We start from the raw sequence: 17,214 nt of genomic DNA, 5'->3' as shown, positions 1-17,214 counted from the left end.
GCACCGCGTACGGGCTTCTTGTCCGCCTCGTACGCGCTACCGACGGCCTGCGACATCTTGCACGCCACCCCACGCGCACGGCTGTATGAGGCCTGCTTCGGGCTTCGGCATCGACACCCACGACGTCGGCGCCAGCGACTTGTACGCCGCCCCGAGGAACACGTACTCGACTGTGCCTTCGGCCGGAGTGAAAGTGTCGATGATCTCGTTCGGGTCCCGCTGCGACCGGTTGTGCACTACGCGGCTCTCGGGGCTGCCGGTGCGCGCCGACGAGATCGTGTGATGCGCCCACTGGTCGTCGAAGCGGAAGTAGGCGTCCACGGAGTTGGCGACGTCGCGCGCGTCGACGATCGTGCCCCGAGCTTGGACATCGCGTTCTGGAACTTCGCGCCGACGTACGCTGCGGCTTGGTCGCCGTCCGCGAGCGCGGAGCCGGCACGGGCCTGTCCGCACGCTGTGGCGAGCGCCATCGTCGCAACCGCGGCACAGATCGTCCGGGTCGTCCTCGCTCGTCCGCTCACCGCTGTCCCCAGGTCTTCGGTCGCGACCGAATGGTCTCATCCTGACGTGCCCGTAGGGCCCCGGCAAAGTTGCCCGAGGGCCCGTGATCAGCAGAGTGAGCCGTGGCTGCCCGATCGGTTTCGGGTCCGTGAGGGTGCCCCTGACGGACTCAGAGTCCGTGAAGGGGCCCTTCACAGTCCTCCGCAGTCCTCCGCAGCTGCGCAGGGCCCTCCACACCGACTTTGCCGACACCCTGCTGACGTGCCCGGAACAGCAGCGCAGCGCTTCCGGCGGCCCGGAGCGGTAGAGTCCGGCACCGGGCGACGGACCGGGTTGCGACCCCCGTCGCACCGCTTCGGTACCCCAGGGGTATCGTCATACGTCGTTGTGCGTTGCGGCGCGTCAGCGCTCGGCCCGCACAGAACCCACACGCAATGTTGACGACGAGGTAGACCCTTGCCCACGTACAGCCCCAAGCCCGGCGACGTCACTCGTGCCTGGCACGTGATCGACGCCGAGGATGTCGTGCTCGGACGGCTCGCGACCGAGGTCGCCACGCTGCTGCGCGGCAAGCACAAGCCGACCTACGCCCCGCACGTGGACACCGGCGACTTCGTCGTCATCGTCAACGCCGACAAGGTGGCGCTCACCGGCAACAAGCGCGAGCAGAAGTTCGCCTACCGGCACAGCGGCTACCCCGGCGGCCTGCGGAAGCGCTCCTTCGGCGAGCTGCTCGACACCAAGCCCGAGCGCCTCGTCGAGAAGGTCGTGAAGGGCATGCTGCCCAAGACCAAGCTCGGCCGCGCCATGGGCAAGAAGCTGAAGGTGTACGCCGGCCCGCAGCACCCGCACGCCGCGCAGCAGCCGCAGGCGCGCGAGATCATCAAGATCGCGCAGGTCGCGAAGTGAGCGAGGAACAGTCTGTGACCAGCACCGAGACCGAGGTCGTCGCCTCCACGGAGACCCCCGAGGGCGAGGCCGTGGCGACCAGCGAGACCCCCGCCGCCGCACGTCCGTCGCGGGCCGCCGGGGGCAACGCCCAGACCGTCGGCCGCCGCAAGGAGGCCGTGGTGCGCGTCCGCGTCGTGCCGGGCACCGGTGAGTTCAAGCTCAACGGCCGCACCCTGGAGGAGTACTTCCCGAACAAGGTGCACCAGCAGCTCATCCGCGAGCCGCTGGTCACGGTCGAGAAGCCGGACTCCTTCGACATCTTCGCCAACCTGCACGGCGGCGGCATCTCCGGCCAGGCCGGTGCGCTGCGCCTGGCCATCGCCCGGGCGCTGGTCGAGGTCGACAGCGAGGACCGCCCGGCGCTGAAGAAGGCCGGCTTCCTGACCCGCGACGCGCGGGCCACCGAGCGCAAGAAGTACGGCCTCAAGAAGGCCCGTAAGGCTCCGCAGTACAGCAAGCGCTGATTCCCGCTGCTGTCGCGGGTGGAGCCATGCTCGCGCCTGAGGGCGCTTCGCCTGGGCTCACTCCGCAGTAGCCTTTGGGGGTCGAACCCCCAAGCCTCCGCCAGGGCGCAAGCTCCCTGGACCTCCGGCGGCGCACGTAGGTTTTCCTCGTGTGCCGCCGGTTGCGTTTTCGGGGTGGGGAAGGGGATCCTCGACCATGGTTCGCCGCTAGGTTGTCGGGGTCGCCGTGGCAGCATTGTTCGACGGCTTTGACAAGGAGGTCGGGATGGCTCGACTGTTCGGCACCGATGGGGTACGTGGCCTGGCCAACGCCGAGCTGACCCCGGAGCTGGCGCTCGCGGTCGCCGCGAGTGCCGCCCGCGTGCTCGCCGCGCACGACCGTTCGCACCGCCCGGTCGCGGTGGTCGGCCGGGATCCGCGGGCCAGCGGCGAGATGCTGGAGGCCGCCGTGGTGGCGGGCCTCGCCTCGGCGGGTGCGGACGTGCTGCGGCTCGGCGTGCTGCCGACCCCCGCCGTCGCGTACCTGGTCGGCGCGCTCGACGCGGACCTCGGCGTGATGATCTCCGCCTCGCACAACCCCATGCCGGACAACGGCATCAAGCTCTTCGCCGCGGGCGGGCACAAGCTGCCCGACAGCATCGAGGACGAGATCGAAGCCGGTCTCGACCCCGCGGCCCTCACCCGCCCCACCGGCGACGGAGTCGGCCGGGTCACCGAGGTCACCGACGCCGCCGACCAGTACGTCGAACACCTGGTGCAGGCCACGCCGCACCCGCTGGCCGGGCTCAAGGTCGTGGTGGACTGCGCGAACGGCGCGTCCGCGGCGGCGGCGCCCGAGGCCTACCGCCGGGCCGGCGCCGAGGTCGTCGCGCTGCACGCGGAGCCGGACGGTATCAACATCAACGACCGCTGCGGCTCCAACCACCCCGAGCGCCTCCGCGCCGTCGTCGTCGAGCACGGCGCCGACCTCGGCATCGCGCACGACGGCGACGCCGACCGCTGCGTCGCGGTCGACGCGGCCGGCGAACTGGTGGACGGCGACCAGATCATGGCCGTGCTCGCCCTCGCCCTCGCCGAGGAAGGCGAGCTGGTCAAGGACACCCTGGTCGCCACCGTGATGAGCAACCTCGGCCTGCACCTGGCGATGAAGGCCCACGGCATCACCGTCGTGACCACCGCCGTCGGCGACCGCTACGTGCTCGAAGAGCTGCGTGCCTCCGGCCTGGCCCTCGGCGGCGAGCAGTCCGGCCACGTGGTCCTCCCGGCCCATGCCACGACCGGCGACGGCCTGCTGACCGCCCTGCGCCTGATGGCCCGGATGGCCGCCACCGGCAAACCGCTCGCCGAGTTGTCCGCGGTGATGAACCGCCTGCCCCAGGTCCTGGTCAACGTCCCGGTCGCGGACAAGGCCGCCGTGGCCGGGTCCACCGAGGTCCGCGACGCCGTGGGCGAGGTCGAAGCCGAACTCGGCGAACAGGGCCGCGTCCTGCTCCGGCCCTCCGGCACCGAGCAACTCGTCCGGGTGATGGTCGAAGCCCCGGCCCACGCCACCGCCCAGGCCGCTGCCGATCGCCTCGCCGGAGTGGTGTCCGCCGTCTCCTGACTCGTCCGGGTTGCCCGACTTTCTGCGCTACCGGCGGCCAGCCCGGTACATTCCGGGTGCGAGTGTGCAGGCACCGGTGGCACCCTGCCTGCGTCTTAGGGTGCGGTGCGCGGCTGCACGCAGGGAGGGACGGCAATGGCAGGCGGACACGAGGTCGACACGGAGGCGTTGACCAAAGCTGCGAAAGCGCTGGGCGAGGTTCCGCGCACCACGCTGCAGCAGCCGCTGGCTGCGGTCAGGGACGTGCAGATCGCCAAAGCCGACTTCGGTGAGGCGCACACGGGCAACTTCGACTCGTATCACAGCGGCGTCCTGCGTCTGGCGGGAATGGCCGACGCCTACCTCAAGGCCTCCGACGCGTTCGCCCAGCGGCTCAACTCGGCAGGCGGGAAGTACCAGGCCGGGGAAGACGCGAACGCGCGGGCCGTGACCAGGAGCGGCAAGTGAGCGCGAGCGCCGGGGACAACATTCCGAGCAAGCAGGAAGTCCAGGAGATCATCTACGATCCGCGGCTGGTCGGCAATGACACCGGTCGCGATCTCGCGCTGCGTTACCTCGATTACGTCGAAGACGTGTCCGACCCGAGCGAGTACGGGTTCAAGGACAAGGAAGACTTCAACCACTGGCGCGACATGCTGAAGGACAAGTTCCACATCAGCGAGGGCGACGTCAACTGGGCCGACAGCTATTCCAGCACGGTCGAGAACGCCTACAACAACGCGAAGGCGCTCTACGACAAGGGGCAGGAAGACGATCGGAAAGCCGACAAGAAGGCCGCCGACGACGCGAAGAGCAAGCTCGACGACCAGGGGAGCCGGGCCTCGAAGACGGATGCCGGGGCGGGCAGTTCCGACGAGATCCTCGATCTCGGCAAGGCGGGTATGCGCACGTTCGACGTGTTCGTCCCGCTGTTCAACCGGGCGGTCGCGGTCGTCGGCACTTATCAGCCGGCGAACAAGGACGATCTCTACAAGCTCTATGACGAGCAGCGGAAGATCCCGTTCACCAAATTCACTGCGGGGGCCGACGAATTCACCGCGCTCGCCACCGCCGTGCAGAACGCCTCCACCAACGTCACCGGTGAACTGCAGACCGACCTCGCCAACTGGGAGGGGAGCGCGGCCGAGCAGGCGAAGAGCTACCAGAAGAATTACACCGAGGACGCGAAGGCGGTCTCCGACGCGGCGACGCACGCTGCCGAGGCGGTGCGCAGCGCCTGCGGTTCGATCGGGAAGGCGTGCCGGGACAAGGCGAACTGGGTGATCAAATACCGGGTCGACGCGCTCGGCCCGGTCACCGCGCAGGACCTCGACCGGATCATCCGGATCGCGGAGTTGCGCAGCAACGCCAGCCAGGACGATTTCAAGCATTGCGCGAAGTTCCTGGATCAGCAATCCAAGGACCTGATCGACGATGACGACTGCGATCTGAACAAAGAGACGGTCAACCACATCGTCGATCAGTGCACCCAGTACTGCCGGGACAACTTCGGCAAATTCTTCGACGGCTATCTCCGCGACTTCAAGACCATGTGCACCAACACGCACACTGCCGTGGACGGTGCGTGGAAGGCGCTGACGGACTTCCTGATGCAACTGCCGGAAGATCCCTTCGCGAACCTCAGCTCGATACCGGCCGACAGCGGGGGGACGCAGCAGCCGAGCACCGGCGGCGGGACCCAGTCCGGCGGTCCGGGGACGGGAACCGGTTCCGGCGGCGGCAGTTCCGCGCCACCCCAGCCCCAGCCCCCGTCACCCCAGCCCCCGGCCCCGCCACCCGCCGTCGATCCGGACGCCAACCCGGTTACGCACCAGCCGTTGGAAACGGATCCGAAGACCGGGCAGCCTTACCCGATCGACCCGCGCACCGGGGAAGCGATCAAGCCGGACGCGGAGCAGCCCGAGACCGTGACGGTTCAGCAGGGCGCACACAAGCTCTCGCTGAGCGAGCCCGGTACGGACGGCCGGATGGGCATCAGCGTGGACGACGGCAGCGGCCACGCGAAGGATTACCAGCTCGACTTCGGTGACAGGCCTGGAGGGCATTCCCCCGGCCATCCGGACCCGGGTGCGGGCGGGCCGGATCAGCCAGGCGCGAACACCGGCGTGCCGACTCGACCGGGCACCGACCCTGGCGGCACCCAGCCAGGCGACTCCCCGAAGTACCAGCCCGGTCCCGATGGCAAGATCCACATCGACGACGCTGGTCTCAAGATCACCGCCGAGCGACCCGGAGGCCCGGACGGGCCGACCGTCGTGACCGTCGACGATGGCACGGGTGAGCCGGTCACCTACACCCTCAGCGACCATGACAACCCGGCCGACCCGTCGCACCTGGCACAGAGCGGCGCGCAGCCGCAGGCGGACCCCGCGCGGCTCCCGGCAGACCCTTCGCAGCCCCAGCCGGATCCCACACAGCAGGACCCCGCCCCGCCTCCGGGAGACCCCGTACACCGAGGCACCCTGCCCCTGGAGGATCCCGCTCAAGGCGGAACTGTCCATAGTGGACAGGACGTCGCGCCGCAGCACGATCACGCGGCCAGCCCCGCAACACAGCCGATGCCCGCCACCGCCCGGCACGAGCTGCCCGACGTGCCCGTCGCCCAGACCGGGCCGGACGACTCGACCGCCGCCCAGTCCGTGCTCAACCCGTTCTCCGCCGAGGACGGCATCGGGCGGCCCATGGACGACCCGCTCGGCACCGCGCCCTCGGCCGGGGACCACGGCGGGGCCGGCATGACCGGGCACTCCTCCACCGTCGAGCTGGGCAACACCCCGTCCGGGAACGACGATCAGCAGCCGTCATCCGTGATGGGAATGATGGGCGGCGGGCTGGGCTCCGCTCCGAGTGGCGGGGACCAGGAGCGCTCGTCGAACCCGTACCGCGCGCCGGGCGGGTTGTTCGGCTCCGGTTCGTCGGGCCGGCGGATCAGCGGCTCGCTCGACGACGACACCACCAGCACCCGGTAGCCGGAGGCAGTCCGATGCGTACTGAAGACGCGCTAGCGGCCATGCGGGCGAAGCTGGCTTCGCTGGAGGCGGAGAACACCGCCCGGTCCGGGCTGCTCGACCGCAGCCGCGCCGAGGCAGTGGCCGAGAGCAAGGAGAAGCTGGACAAGCAGGCTCGGGTCCAGGGCGAGGTGTTCGTGCGCCTGCAGGAGCGCAGCCGCCGGGCCAAGGCGGCGGGCGGCTGGGCGACCGAGTCCACTGTCGGGGAAAAGCCGAGCGGCGAGATGGAGTTCGGCTTCGACGACGAGGACGCCACACACCGCAGCCCGCCGGGCAGCCGTGCGCGTCATGCCACTCAGCCGGCCAAGCAGCCTGACGACGAGGACTACGAGGACAAGGACTGGCTCGCGACCTGATCGGTGGCGGTCCAGGGTGTCGGCAAAGTCGGTGTGGAAGTCCGTGAAGGGCCCCTTCACGGACCCTGAGTCCAGGGCCCCGGCAAAGTTGGCCGAGGGCCCGTGATCAGCAGAGAGAGAGCCGTGGCTGCCCGATCGGTTTCGGGTCCGTGAGGGTGCCCTGACGGACTCAGAGTCCGTGAAGGGGCCCTTCACAGCCCTCCGCAGCTCGCAGGGCCCTCCGCACCGACTTTGCCGACACCCTGGACGCTGAGGTCCGTGAAGGGTCCCTTCACGGACCCGAAACCGGTCCGGCGCACGCGAGGTGATCGCACACACCTCCGCATCGCCCGCTGCCGGGTCCCCGACCACCTTTGCCGGAGCCGGGGTCGCGCTCAGGCGGCCGGTTCCTCCGGCAGCTCGATGGCCGCCCGCTTCACGTCCGCGTCCAGCAGGGGCAGGTACTTGTCCGTCCCGGTCAGGTGGGTCAGGAAGAACGCGGTGAACAGGGCACGGGTCAGCTGCTGAGTGCCGCGCTGCGGTTTGCCCTGCAGGAGCAGCTGGCTCCAGTGCCGGCCTTCGGTCACCGCCAGGTGCGAGGACTTCCCGAGGGCGCGCAGCTGGACCGGGCCCGCCCAGTTGCGGGCGATCACCTCGGCGTGGCCGATCGCGGGGGCCACCAGGTCGCCCTCCACGGCAAGGTGGAGGCCGGGCACGGTGACCACCTTCGCGGACTCGCTGGCCGGCGGGAAGGTCTGCGCGGCGGCCACGGTCGCGACGGCGCGGACGTGTGGTTTGCCGTCGTCCCCCGCGGCGGCCGACTGGGCGGCGGCCAGCACGGCCGCGCCCCCGCCGGTGGAGTGGCCGGCGAGGCCGAGCTTGTCCGGGTCGACGCTGATCCCGTCCGGGCCGAGCCGGATGGTGGTGATCACGTCCAAGGTGGTGAGCAGGTCGCCGGCCAGCAACCGGTGTGAGGGCAGTGGCCCGGTCTGCGTCGCGGGCGCCGCGGCGACCACGCCCCAGCTGGCCAGGTGGTGCAGCAGCCGGCGGTAGCGGGTGGGCGGCTGCAGCCAGCCGTGCCCGAACGCGAGCGCGGGCAGTCCCAGCCCGCGGCGCGGGGTGAACACGACTCCGGGCAACCCGACCAGTGCGAGGTTGCCGCGCAGGACCTCGTGGGGACCCGGGTGGGACAGCTCCGTGAGCAGCTGCTTGGGCTTGCTGGCCATGCGCGTGACCTTACTGCCCGCATCCGGCCGGGGCCCGCCCGCCGCGCGTGGCCCGTCAGCCTGGTCGCCGCGGCGCCGGTCGGCCGGGGTGACGAGATTCCGGCCACACTCGTGCAACCGCCTGCGCACGACTGGCATCGACGCAGGTCAGAGCCGGTATTCGGGGCGGGTCAGGGACCGGAGCAGGGGACTGGACAGGTCTGGTTAGGCTGGTCCGCGTGTGCGGAATCGTGGGATACGTCGGACATCGGCCGGCGCTGGACGTCGTCCTCGGTGGTCTGCGGCGAATGGAATACCGGGGCTACGACTCGGCAGGCGTGGCGGTGCTGGACGGCGCCGGCGCGCTGAACGTCGAGCGCAAGGCGGGCCGCCTGGCGAATCTGGAGGCCCGCCTCGACGAGGTGGGCCGGGACGGGTTCGAGGGCACCGCGGGCATGGGCCACACCAGGTGGGCCACGCACGGGGCGCCGGTCGACCGCAACTCGCACCCGCATCGCGACACGAGCAACCGGGTCGCCGTGGTGCACAACGGCATCATCGAAAATTTCGCCGCGCTGCGCGCCGAGCTGGAAGCAGCCGGTGTCGAGATGGCCAGCGACACCGACACCGAGACCGCTGCCCACCTGGTCGCCCGCGCCTACGCCGAGGGCGAGACCAAGGGTGACCTGTCGGCCAGCGTCGCCGCGGTCTGCCGCCGGCTGGAGGGTGCGTTCACGCTGGTCGTCACGTGTGCCGACGAGCCGGACACGATCGTCGCGGCCCGCCGGTCCTCGCCGCTGGTGGTCGGGGTCGGCGAGGGCGAGCACTTCGTCGCCTCCGACGTCGCGGCCTTCATCGAGCACACCCGTGAGGCGGTCGAGCTGGGCCAGGACCAGCTCGTGGTGATCACCCGGGACGGCTACCGGGTCACCGACTTCCACGGCGAGGCCGCGCAGGCCAAGCCGTTCACCGTGGACTGGGACCTCTCGGCCGCCGAGAAGGGCGGCCACGAGTACTTCATGCTCAAGGAGATCGAGGAGCAGCCCGAAGCGCTGGCGAACACGCTGCGCGGGCACTTCGAGGCCGGCCGGGTCATCCTCGACGAGCAGCGCATCTCCGATCAGGATCTGCGCGACGTGGACAAGGTGTTCGTCATCGCCTGTGGTTCGGCCTACCACTCGGGCCTGGTCGCGAAGTACGCCATCGAGCACTGGTGCCGCCTGCCCGTCGAGGTGGAGCTGGCCTCGGAGTTCCGGTACCGCGACCCGGTGCTCGACCGGGACACGCTCGTGGTCGCCGTGTCCCAGTCCGGCGAGACCGCGGACACGCTGGAAGCCGTGCGGCACGCGCGGGAGCAGAAGGCCCGCGTGCTGGCCGTCTGCAACACCAACGGTGCGCAGATCCCGCGAGAGTCGGACGCGGTGCTCTACACGCACGCCGGTCCGGAGATCGGCGTCGCCTCCACGAAGGCGTTCCTCGCGCAGATCGCGGCCAACTACCTGGTCGGCCTCGCCCTGGCGCAGGCCCGCGGCACGAAGTACCCGGACGAGGTCGCCCGCGAGTTCGCCGAGCTGGAGGCCATGCCCGCCGCGGTGCAGAAGGTGCTCTCCACTGTGGAGCAGACGCGGGACCTGGGGCGGCGCATCGCGGATTCGCGGGCGGTGCTGTTCCTCGGCCGGCACGTCGGGTTCCCAGTGGCGCTCGAAGGGGCGTTGAAGCTCAAGGAACTCGCGTACATGCACGCGGAGGGCTTCGCGGCCGGCGAACTGAAGCACGGTCCGATCGCGCTGATCGAAGAGGGCCTGCCGGTGGTCGTGGTGATGCCGTCGCCGAAGGGCCGGGCGGTGCTGCACTCGAAGCTGGTGTCGAACATCAGCGAGATCCAGGCCCGCGGCGCGCGCACGATCGTGATCGCCGAAGAAGGCGACCAGACCGTGCGCCCGTTCGCGGACGAGCTGATCGAGGTGCCCGCGGTGCCGACGCTGCTGCAGCCGCTGGTGTCCACGGTTCCGCTGCAGGTGCTGGCCGCGGAGATCGCCCGTTCGCGCGGGTACGACGTCGACAAGCCGCGTAATCTGGCGAAGTCCGTCACCGTCGAATAGCGGGAGGCCGCCGCCGTGCAGGGAATCTGGACCACCGCACGGATCCGGGCGGCCGAGGACCGGCTGCTGGCGGTGACGCCGGACGGCGAGCTGATGCGCCGGGCTGCGTTCGGCCTGGCCACGCAGGTGTCCGCGGTCCTGGCCGAGGGGGCCGGCGGGGTGTCCGGGCGGCGGGCCGTGCTGCTCGTCGGATCCGGCAACAACGGCGGCGACGCGTTGTGGGCAGGTGCGTTCCTGCGTCGCCGCGGGGTGGCGGTCACCGCGGTGCTGCTCGACCCGGCGAAGACGCACGCGGCGGGATTGGCCGCGCTGCGTCGTTCCGGCGGCCGTGCGGTGTCTTCTGTGGACGGTCCACAGTGGATTTCCCGGGCCGATGTCGTGGTCGACGGGATCGTCGGTATTTCGGCGCGTGGCCCGTTGCGTCCGGAGGCCGCGCGGCTGGCCGGGCTGGTGGAAGCGCCGGTGGTCGCGGTGGATCTGCCCAGTGGCGTCGATCCGGACACCGGTGCCGCCGACGGCCCGCATGTCACGGCGACGCGCACGGTCACCTTCGGTGCGCTCAAGCCGGTGCACGCGCTGGCGCCGCAGGAGTGCGGTGAGGTCGTGCTGGTGGACATCGGCCTGCGGCCTTCGCTCGGCGAGCCGGATCTGTACCGTCTGGAGCCGGCGGACATCGCCGCCGTGTGGCCGGTGCCCGGTCCGGGGGACGACAAGTACAGCCAGGGCGTGGTCGGCATCGCGGCCGGTTCGGCGACCTACCCGGGTGCCGCCGTGCTCGCCTCGGGTTCCGCAGTGCAGGCGACGGCGGGCATGGTGCGTTACGCCGGGCATGCCGCGGACGTGGTCCGGGCACGCTGGCCGGAGATCGTCGCGACCGGTTCGGTCACCGACGCGGGCCGGGTGCAGGCGTGGGTGGTCGGCCCCGGCATCGGCACGGGCGCGGAAGGCCGCGAGGTCCTGCGGCACATCCTCGGCCAAGACGTGCCCGTGTGCGCGGATGCCGATGCGACCACGATCATCGCGCACACGCCCGAAGTCCTCGACGCGCGCGACCCGGACACACCGTTGGTGCTGACCCCTCACGCGGGTGAGTACGAGCGGCTGATGGGCCGTCGCCCGGGTGTGGACCGGGTGGCCGCCGCCCGCGAAGCAGCCGCGAAGTACGACGCGGTGGTGCTGCTCAAGGGGCATTGCACGGTGGTCGCCGCGCCGGACGGCCGGGTCGCGGTGAACCAGCCACACGGTTCGTGGCTGGCCACCGCAGGTTCCGGCGATGTGCTGACCGGCCTGGTCGGCTCGCTGCTCGCGGCCGGTCTCGACCCGTGGCTCGCTGCCGCAGCCGCCGCCCAAGTGCATTCCCTGGCCGGCGCCCTCGCCGCCGAAGACGTACCGACGTCAGCCTCGGGATTGGTCGCCGCGATTCCTGCCGCACTCCGCTTGATCCGCGCCGTCGCGTGATCGCTACGAAGCGGCGGCCGCCAGTTCCGGTTCCGCGTGGCGCTTCGAGCGCACCAGAAGTACCACCAGCAAAGCGAGCCCGGTGATGGCGGCAGCGACCAGATTCGTCAGCTGCATGGCGTCCAGGAAGGCCGGACCGGCAGCGGTCACCGCAACCGGGTCGCCCGTGGACAGCGCCGCACTCAGGGACTTCGTGGCCGTCTGCCGGACCGCCTCAGGAGCGGCGGCGAGGTGGTCGGTCATCGTGGAGCCGTAGCTCGACCACAGGGCCGAACCCAGCACCGCGACCCCGAGCGCGCCGCCGAGCTGGCGCAGCGTGTTCAGAAGCGCGGACCCGGCGCCGGAGCGTTCGGCAGGCACCGTGGACGTCGCCAGGGTGGTGGCCGGTGTCAGCACCATCGCGAAGCCGAGCTGGAGCACCCCGCTGTCCACCATGAACAACGCGATGCTGGTGTCCTTGCCGAGGGCCATGGCGGCGAGGAAGGACACGGTCATGATCGCGAGCCCGCTCACTATGGTCGCGCGGGTGCCGATCTTGGTCGCGACCCAGCGCGACAGCGGGGCGCCGGACACCGAGCCGATCGTCGGCGGAAGCATGACCAGACCTGCTTGCAGTGGCGAGAAACCGCGCTCCGTCTGCAGGTAGAACACGGTGTAATACAGGTAGCCGAACACGACGAGCGTGACGACAGTCAGCGCCACCGTCGCCATCGTGAACGAGCTGTGCCGGAACAGCCGCACGTCGACCAGCGGCGTGCGATGCCGGGCCTCCGCGAGCAGCAAGCCTGCCAGCACGAGGATTCCGGCGGCGATCGGCAGCCAGGTACCCGGCGCGCCCCAGCCACCGCTGTTGACGTGCACCACGCCGAGCACCAGCAGGCTGATCCCGGCCAGCGACCCGAGCACCGGCATCATCCGCAGCTTTCCGGTGCCACTGCTGGGAATTTCCGGTACCCAGCGCAGGGCCACGACGAGACCGATCACGGTGAGCACGGCAGCGAGTTCCAGCACCGAACCCCACCACAGGCCCGAGCTGAGCACGGCTCCGGCGAGGACCGGGCCGAATGAGGCGCCCGCCCCGGAGGCCGCGGCCCAGGTCGCGATGGCGCGAGGACGCTTTTCGGCGGGGAAAGCCCGCAGGATGATCGCGAGGCTCGTCGGCATGATCATCGCCGCGGCAACCCCGGAAAGCGCGCGCAGCGCGATGACCGCCGTCGGGGAGCTGAGAAAACCGGTGACCGCCGACGTGAGCGCGAAGGCGATCAGCCCCCAGATCAGCAGCCGTTTCAGCCCGAACCGGTCGCCCGCGGTGCCCGCGACGAGCAGGAATCCGGCGAAGGTGAGCGTGTAGGCGTTCAGGATCCACTGCTGTTCGGTGGTGCTCGCGCCGAGGCTTGCCTGCATGGTCGGCAGCGCGACGTTGAGGATCGTGCTCCCCATCAGAACCACCACCACGGCGAAGGTGACCGCGACGAGCACCCGGCCAGGCCGGGTCGCGGGTTGTACTCCGGTCTGCATGATCCGGCCCTTCTCTATCAGTGACCAAGTAAGGTACCGTTCCGGTATACTTGATCGGTGACCAAGAGACAACCGATCAAGGCGGGGATCACACTCGATCAGGTGATCGAGGCAGCGTTCGCGGTGCTGGACCGTGGTGGTCTGGAGAAGCTGTCCACCAGGGCCATTGCCGCGGATCTCGGGGTCAGCATGAACACGGTGATGTGGCACATCCGCACCAAAGCGCGGCTGATGGACCTGCTGGCCGAGGCGATCTTCGCCGAGATGGATCTGGACGACCTGCCGAGTGGCTGGGACGCCCGGGTCGTCGAGCTGCACCAGCGGCTGCGTGGCGCGATGCTCGGACACCGCGACGGCGCCCGGGTCGTCGCCGGCACCTTCGTCACCGGGCCGCGGACGCTCGGCTTCAGCGAGCACGTGGTGACCGCGCTGCTGGAGGGGTGCCCCACTCGCCGGACCGCGATCTGGACGAGCTGGAGCCTGTTCTATTTCACCCTCGGTCTCGTCCAGGAGGAGCAGGCCTCCGCGGGGGCCGACCTGCCGGAGCGCGTGCCGGAGGAGTTTCCGGTGCTCAACTCGGTGGTGGACGAGTTCCATGCCGCCGAGTTCGACGCCCGCTTCCGCTTCGGTCTCGAACAGATCCTCCGGTCGGCCGAAGTGCTCGAAGCACCCTGAGTTATCGAGTTATGTGGTAACTCTGGGTGTGATATCTGGTAAGAATGAGGCATGTCCAGGACTCGCTCGTCCGATGCTTCGGTCGAGCAGCGTCGTCGGGAGATCCTCGACCACGTCATCGAGGCGGGCGAGGTGCGGATCGACGACCTCGCCGCGCGGTTCCGGGTGAGTCTCATGACGATGCACCGCGACCTCGACGACCTCGACGAGCGGCGGCTGCTGCGGAAGCTACGCGGCAAGGTCGAGGCGTACCCGGCGCTCATCATGGAAACGGCGAGCCGATTCACGCTGCACCCGGCCGAGAAGGACGCGCTGGCCGAGGCCGCGATCCGGCAGGTCGAGCCAGGCCAGACGGTGTTCGTCGACGACTCCACGACACTGTTTCCGTTGGTGGAGCGGCTTTCCGGGGTCGCGGGCCTGACCGTGGTCACCAATTCCCTGCAGGCCGCCCGGCTGCTTGGCGAAGGCGTCGAAATCGTGGTCGCCGGTGGGCGCTACCACCCCGAGTACGACTCCTGCTCTGGTCCCGATGTGCTCGCGTTGCTGGAGCGCACTCACGCGGACATAGCGTTCGTCTCGGTGAGCGCGGTCGCGGTCGGTCGGCTCTTTCACCCCGTACGCGACTATGCCGAGCTGAAGAAGGCCGTACTGCGCTTCGCGAACCGCAACGTGCTGGTGATCGACCACGCGAAGTTCGGTCGCACTGCCACGTATGCGCACGGCACGGTCGCCGATTACGACTTGCTGATCACCAGCGAGGCCACACCGACCGAAGAGATCGAGGCCGCGCTCAACGCGGGTACGGCCGTCGAGATGGTGGAACACGTCGAGGAAGGGCAGCCCTATGACAGCTGAGCTGGTGGCCGGGGTCGATTCGTCGACCCAGTCGACGAAGGTGGTGGTCTGTGACGCGCGCACCGGCGAAGTCGTGCGTACCGGTCGCGCGCCGCACCCGGAGGGCACCGAGGTGGACCCGGCCGCCTGGTGGCAGGCGTTCGGCGAAGCCACCGGTGGCGTACTGGAGGGCGTGTCGGCCATCGGCATCGGCGGCCAGCAGCACGGCATGGTCACTGTCGACGAAGCCGGTGAGGTCGTGCGCCCCGCGTTGCTGTGGAACGACACGCGTTCCGCTCAGGCGGCGAAAGACCTCACCGAGGAGCTGGGTGGCCCCAGCGTGTGGGCGAAGTCGGTCGGTTCGGTGCCCGTCGCAAGCTTCACAGTCACCAAGCTGCGTTGGCTCGCGGAGCACGAGCCGAAGCTTGCTGATCGCGTCGCGCGCGTACTGCTGCCGCACGATTGGCTCACCTGGCGGCTGCTCGACCGTCCAGAGACCGCGGTGACCGATCGAGGCGACGCGTCCGGCACGGGGTACTTCTCGCCCTCGGAGAACGCTTACCGGCACGACGTGCTGGCGCACGCCTTCGGCGGCCGTACGCCGGAGCTGCCTACCGTGCTCGGCCCTTCGGACGTTGCTGGGCATACTGCCGACGGCATGCTGGTCTCCGCGGGTACGGGAGACAACATGGCGGCAGCCTTGGCCCTGGAACTGGCGCCGGGCGACGCCGTGATCTCCCTTGGCACCAGTGGCACCGTTTTCGGCGTCACGGAACACGGTTCCGCCGACGCGAGTGGGCTGGTTGCCGGGTTCGCCGACGCCACCGGCCGGTTTCTTCCGTTGACCGCTGCGCTCAACGCTGCCCGTGTACTCACTGCCGGTGCCGCGATGCTGGGCGTCGGCCTGCCGGAGTTCGACCGTCTCGCGCTGTCCGCCGAAGCAGGCGCAGGCGGGCTGACGTTGCTGCCGTACCTCGATGGCGAGCGCACTCCGAACCTGCCTGACGCCACAGGCTCGTTGCATGGCCTTACGCGTACGAACATGTCGCCGGAGAACGTCGCGCGCGCTTCGGTGGAAGGCATGCTGTGCGGGCTTGCAGCCGGGTTGGACGCCGTACGCGCGCAAGGCATGGACGTACGGCGCGTACAGCTCATCGGTGGCGGCGCGCAGTCCGCTGCGGTGCGCGCGGTCGCGCCGATCGTGCTCGGTGTGCCTGTAGTCATCCCGGAAGCCGGTGAGTACGTCGCACTCGGTGCCGCGCGTCAGGCCGCCTGGGCGCTCGCCGGTACTGCTGAACCGCCGGCGTGGTTGGGCGAAGGATCGGAAAGCCGGCTTGAGCTGGACGAGCCGGTTGAGGCGCAGCGCCTCGTGGGCAAGGAAATCCAGCGTCGCCACCTCGAAGCGCGCCAAGCCGCGCACGGGGTCCCCGTGAAGTTCGGAGAGGACTGACCGATGGCCACTATCACCTACGACAAGGCGACTCGGCGGTACAGCGGCACCGAGCGCCCCGCCGTCGATGCGCTGAACCTGGAAATCGCCGACGGCGAGTTCCTGGTGCTGGTCGGCCCGTCCGGCTCCGGGAAGTCCACCGCGCTGCGCATGCTCGCCGGTCTCGAGGACATCGACGAAGGCGCGGTGTGGATCGGCGATCGCGATGTCACGCAGCTGCCGCCGCGTTCGCGCGACATCGCCATGGTGTTTCAGAACTATGCGCTGTACCCGCATATGAGCGTGGCGCAGAACATGGGCTTCGCGCTGAAGATCGCCGGCCGTCCGGCGTCGGAGATCAAGCAGAAGGTGCTCGACGCCGCGAAGCTGCTGGACATCGAGCAGTACCTCGACCGTAAGCCGAAGGCGCTCTCAGGCGGTCAACGTCAGCGGGTCGCGATGGGCCGTGCAATCGTCCGTGAACCGCAGGTGTTCCTTATGGACGAGCCGCTGTCCAATCTCGACGCGAAGCTGCGCGTGTCGACGCGTACGCAGATTGCCGCGCTACAGCGTCGGCTCTCCGTCACCACCGTGTACGTGACGCATGACCAGGTGGAAGCCATGACGATGGGAGACCGCGTCGCTGTGCTGTCGGACGGTCTGTTGCAGCAGTGCGACACCCCGCGCGCGTTGTACGACAAGCCGGCGAACGTCTTCGTCGCAGGCTTCATCGGGTCCCCGGCGATGAACCTCGTCACCGCGAAGCTCACTGCCGAAGGCGCTGAAGTCGGCGGTGCGAGCGTCCCGCTCACTCCGGAGATCCGCGCCGCGGCAGACGGTAACGCGGTCACGCTCGGTTTCCGCCCGGAGTCGCTGGAGGTGACCACCGACGCCGAGGGGACTTTGCCGATCAAGGTCGAACTGGTCGAGGAACTGGGCTCCGACGCGTACGTCTACGGCAGGCTCACCGCCGCTGGCGAAGCCACCGCGGAAGGCTCGTCACGCAACGTGGTCGCGCGCGTCGACCCGCGTACCCCACCCACCATCGGCGACACCCTGCACCTGCGGATCCGTCCGAACGAGCTGCACGTGTTCTCCGGCACCTCCGGGCAGCGCCTGCCCTGATCCTCC

At 69.9% G+C, this 17,214-nt stretch carries 15 protein-coding genes; 12 read left to right on the top strand and 3 right to left on the bottom strand.

Translation table 11 applies throughout. The features are described 5' to 3' along the window. Positions 1-36 precede the first annotated feature (36 nt). On the bottom strand, positions 37-321 hold the full coding sequence (locus tag ATK36_RS33510) for a hypothetical protein (protein ID WP_245914684.1): 285 nt from the start codon (positions 319-321) through the stop codon (positions 37-39). A gap of 636 nt (positions 322-957) precedes the next feature. Between ATK36_RS33510 and rplM the strand changes: the two genes are divergently transcribed. The 6 genes from rplM to ATK36_RS12930 all read left to right on the top strand — a co-directional run bounded on the left by rplM (position 958) and on the right by ATK36_RS12930 (position 6,883). After that, positions 958-1,410 carry a 50S ribosomal protein L13 gene (gene rplM, locus ATK36_RS12955; protein ID WP_098511552.1) on the top strand — a complete coding sequence of 151 codons (453 nt, stop codon included), beginning with the start codon at positions 958-960 and terminating at the stop codon, positions 1,408-1,410. A 14-nt stretch (positions 1,411-1,424) separates the two neighbouring features. Beyond that, the gene (gene rpsI, locus ATK36_RS12950; protein WP_098511551.1) at positions 1,425-1,916 is read left to right on the top strand and encodes a 30S ribosomal protein S9; all 492 of its coding nucleotides are present in this window, start codon (positions 1,425-1,427) and stop codon (positions 1,914-1,916) included. A 265-nt stretch (positions 1,917-2,181) separates the two neighbouring features. Continuing rightward, positions 2,182-3,519 (top strand): phosphoglucosamine mutase, encoded by a 1,338-nt coding sequence (gene glmM, locus ATK36_RS12945; protein WP_098511550.1) that lies wholly within the window; start codon positions 2,182-2,184, stop codon positions 3,517-3,519. A 135-nt stretch (positions 3,520-3,654) separates the two neighbouring features. Further along, complete coding sequence (locus ATK36_RS12940) at positions 3,655-3,966, top strand: hypothetical protein (RefSeq protein ID WP_098511549.1); 312 nt, start codon at positions 3,655-3,657, stop codon at positions 3,964-3,966. After that, on the top strand, positions 3,963-6,488 hold the full coding sequence (locus ATK36_RS12935) for a hypothetical protein (RefSeq protein ID WP_098511548.1): 2,526 nt from the start codon (positions 3,963-3,965) through the stop codon (positions 6,486-6,488). Before ATK36_RS12940 ends, ATK36_RS12935 begins: the two co-directional genes overlap by 4 nt. 14 nt (positions 6,489-6,502) lie before the next feature. Continuing rightward, entirely contained in the window at positions 6,503-6,883 is a 381-nt protein-coding gene (locus ATK36_RS12930; RefSeq protein WP_245914682.1) for a hypothetical protein, read from the top strand. A 374-nt stretch (positions 6,884-7,257) separates the two neighbouring features. On the opposite strand, the gene ATK36_RS12925 is transcribed toward ATK36_RS12930, so the two are convergent. Further along, complete coding sequence (locus tag ATK36_RS12925; RefSeq protein WP_098511546.1) at positions 7,258-8,088, bottom strand: alpha/beta hydrolase family protein; 831 nt, start codon at positions 8,086-8,088, stop codon at positions 7,258-7,260. A 218-nt stretch (positions 8,089-8,306) separates the two neighbouring features. On the opposite strand from ATK36_RS12925, the gene glmS reads away from it, so the two are divergent. Beyond that, positions 8,307-10,169, top strand: a complete 1,863-nt coding sequence (gene glmS / locus ATK36_RS12920) for a glutamine--fructose-6-phosphate transaminase (isomerizing) (protein ID WP_098511545.1) — start codon at positions 8,307-8,309, stop codon at positions 10,167-10,169. 15 nt (positions 10,170-10,184) lie between these two features. Next, positions 10,185-11,627, top strand: a complete 1,443-nt coding sequence (locus ATK36_RS12915) for an NAD(P)H-hydrate dehydratase (protein WP_098511543.1) — start codon at positions 10,185-10,187, stop codon at positions 11,625-11,627. A 3-nt stretch (positions 11,628-11,630) separates the two neighbouring features. Here ATK36_RS12915 and ATK36_RS12910 read toward each other — a convergent pair whose 3' ends face one another. Continuing rightward, positions 11,631-13,145, bottom strand: coding sequence for an MFS transporter (locus ATK36_RS12910; RefSeq protein ID WP_098511542.1), 1,515 nt, complete (start codon positions 13,143-13,145; stop codon positions 11,631-11,633). 57 nt (positions 13,146-13,202) lie between these two features. Between ATK36_RS12910 and ATK36_RS12905 the strand changes: the two genes are divergently transcribed. The 4 genes from ATK36_RS12905 to ATK36_RS12890 are packed head-to-tail and all read left to right on the top strand — an operon-like array spanning position 13,203 to position 17,208. After that, entirely contained in the window at positions 13,203-13,820 is a 618-nt protein-coding gene (locus ATK36_RS12905) for a TetR/AcrR family transcriptional regulator C-terminal domain-containing protein (protein ID WP_098511540.1), read from the top strand. Positions 13,821-13,871: 51 nt separating this feature from the next. Beyond that, positions 13,872-14,675 (top strand): DeoR/GlpR family DNA-binding transcription regulator, encoded by an 804-nt coding sequence (locus ATK36_RS12900; protein ID WP_098511539.1) that lies wholly within the window; start codon positions 13,872-13,874, stop codon positions 14,673-14,675. After that, a complete protein-coding gene (xylB, locus tag ATK36_RS12895; protein WP_098511537.1) occupies positions 14,665-16,104 on the top strand; it encodes a xylulokinase in 1,440 nt (479 codons plus the stop codon). The genes ATK36_RS12900 and xylB overlap by 11 nt, the downstream gene beginning before the upstream one ends. 3 nt (positions 16,105-16,107) lie before the next feature. Then, positions 16,108-17,208: an ABC transporter ATP-binding protein gene (locus ATK36_RS12890; protein WP_098511536.1), complete on the top strand. Its 1,101-nt coding sequence runs from the start codon at positions 16,108-16,110 to the stop codon at positions 17,206-17,208. Positions 17,209-17,214 lie beyond the last annotated feature (6 nt).

The sequence above is a fragment of the Amycolatopsis sulphurea genome (assembly GCF_002564045.1).
Taxonomy (GTDB): Bacteria; Actinomycetota; Actinomycetes; order Mycobacteriales; family Pseudonocardiaceae; genus Amycolatopsis; species Amycolatopsis sulphurea.
The sequence above is the reverse complement of the archived record's forward strand: the minus strand, read 5'-3'. Positions and strand labels throughout refer to the sequence as shown.

Coding starts and splice junctions, on each gene's coding strand:
- ATK36_RS12940 (WP_098511549.1), top strand. CDS start 3,655: ATGGCAGGCGGACACGAGGTCGACACGGAGGCGTTGACCAAAGCTGCG.
- xylB (WP_098511537.1), top strand. CDS start 14,665: ATGACAGCTGAGCTGGTGGCCGGGGTCGATTCGTCGACCCAGTCGACG.
- ATK36_RS12890 (WP_098511536.1), top strand. CDS start 16,108: ATGGCCACTATCACCTACGACAAGGCGACTCGGCGGTACAGCGGCACC.
- ATK36_RS12910 (WP_098511542.1), bottom strand. CDS start 13,145: ATGCAGACCGGAGTACAACCCGCGACCCGGCCTGGCCGGGTGCTCGTC.
- ATK36_RS12900 (WP_098511539.1), top strand. CDS start 13,872: ATGTCCAGGACTCGCTCGTCCGATGCTTCGGTCGAGCAGCGTCGTCGG.
- glmM (WP_098511550.1), top strand. CDS start 2,182: ATGGCTCGACTGTTCGGCACCGATGGGGTACGTGGCCTGGCCAACGCC.
- ATK36_RS12925 (WP_098511546.1), bottom strand. CDS start 8,088: ATGGCCAGCAAGCCCAAGCAGCTGCTCACGGAGCTGTCCCACCCGGGT.
- ATK36_RS12930 (WP_245914682.1), top strand. CDS start 6,503: ATGCGTACTGAAGACGCGCTAGCGGCCATGCGGGCGAAGCTGGCTTCG.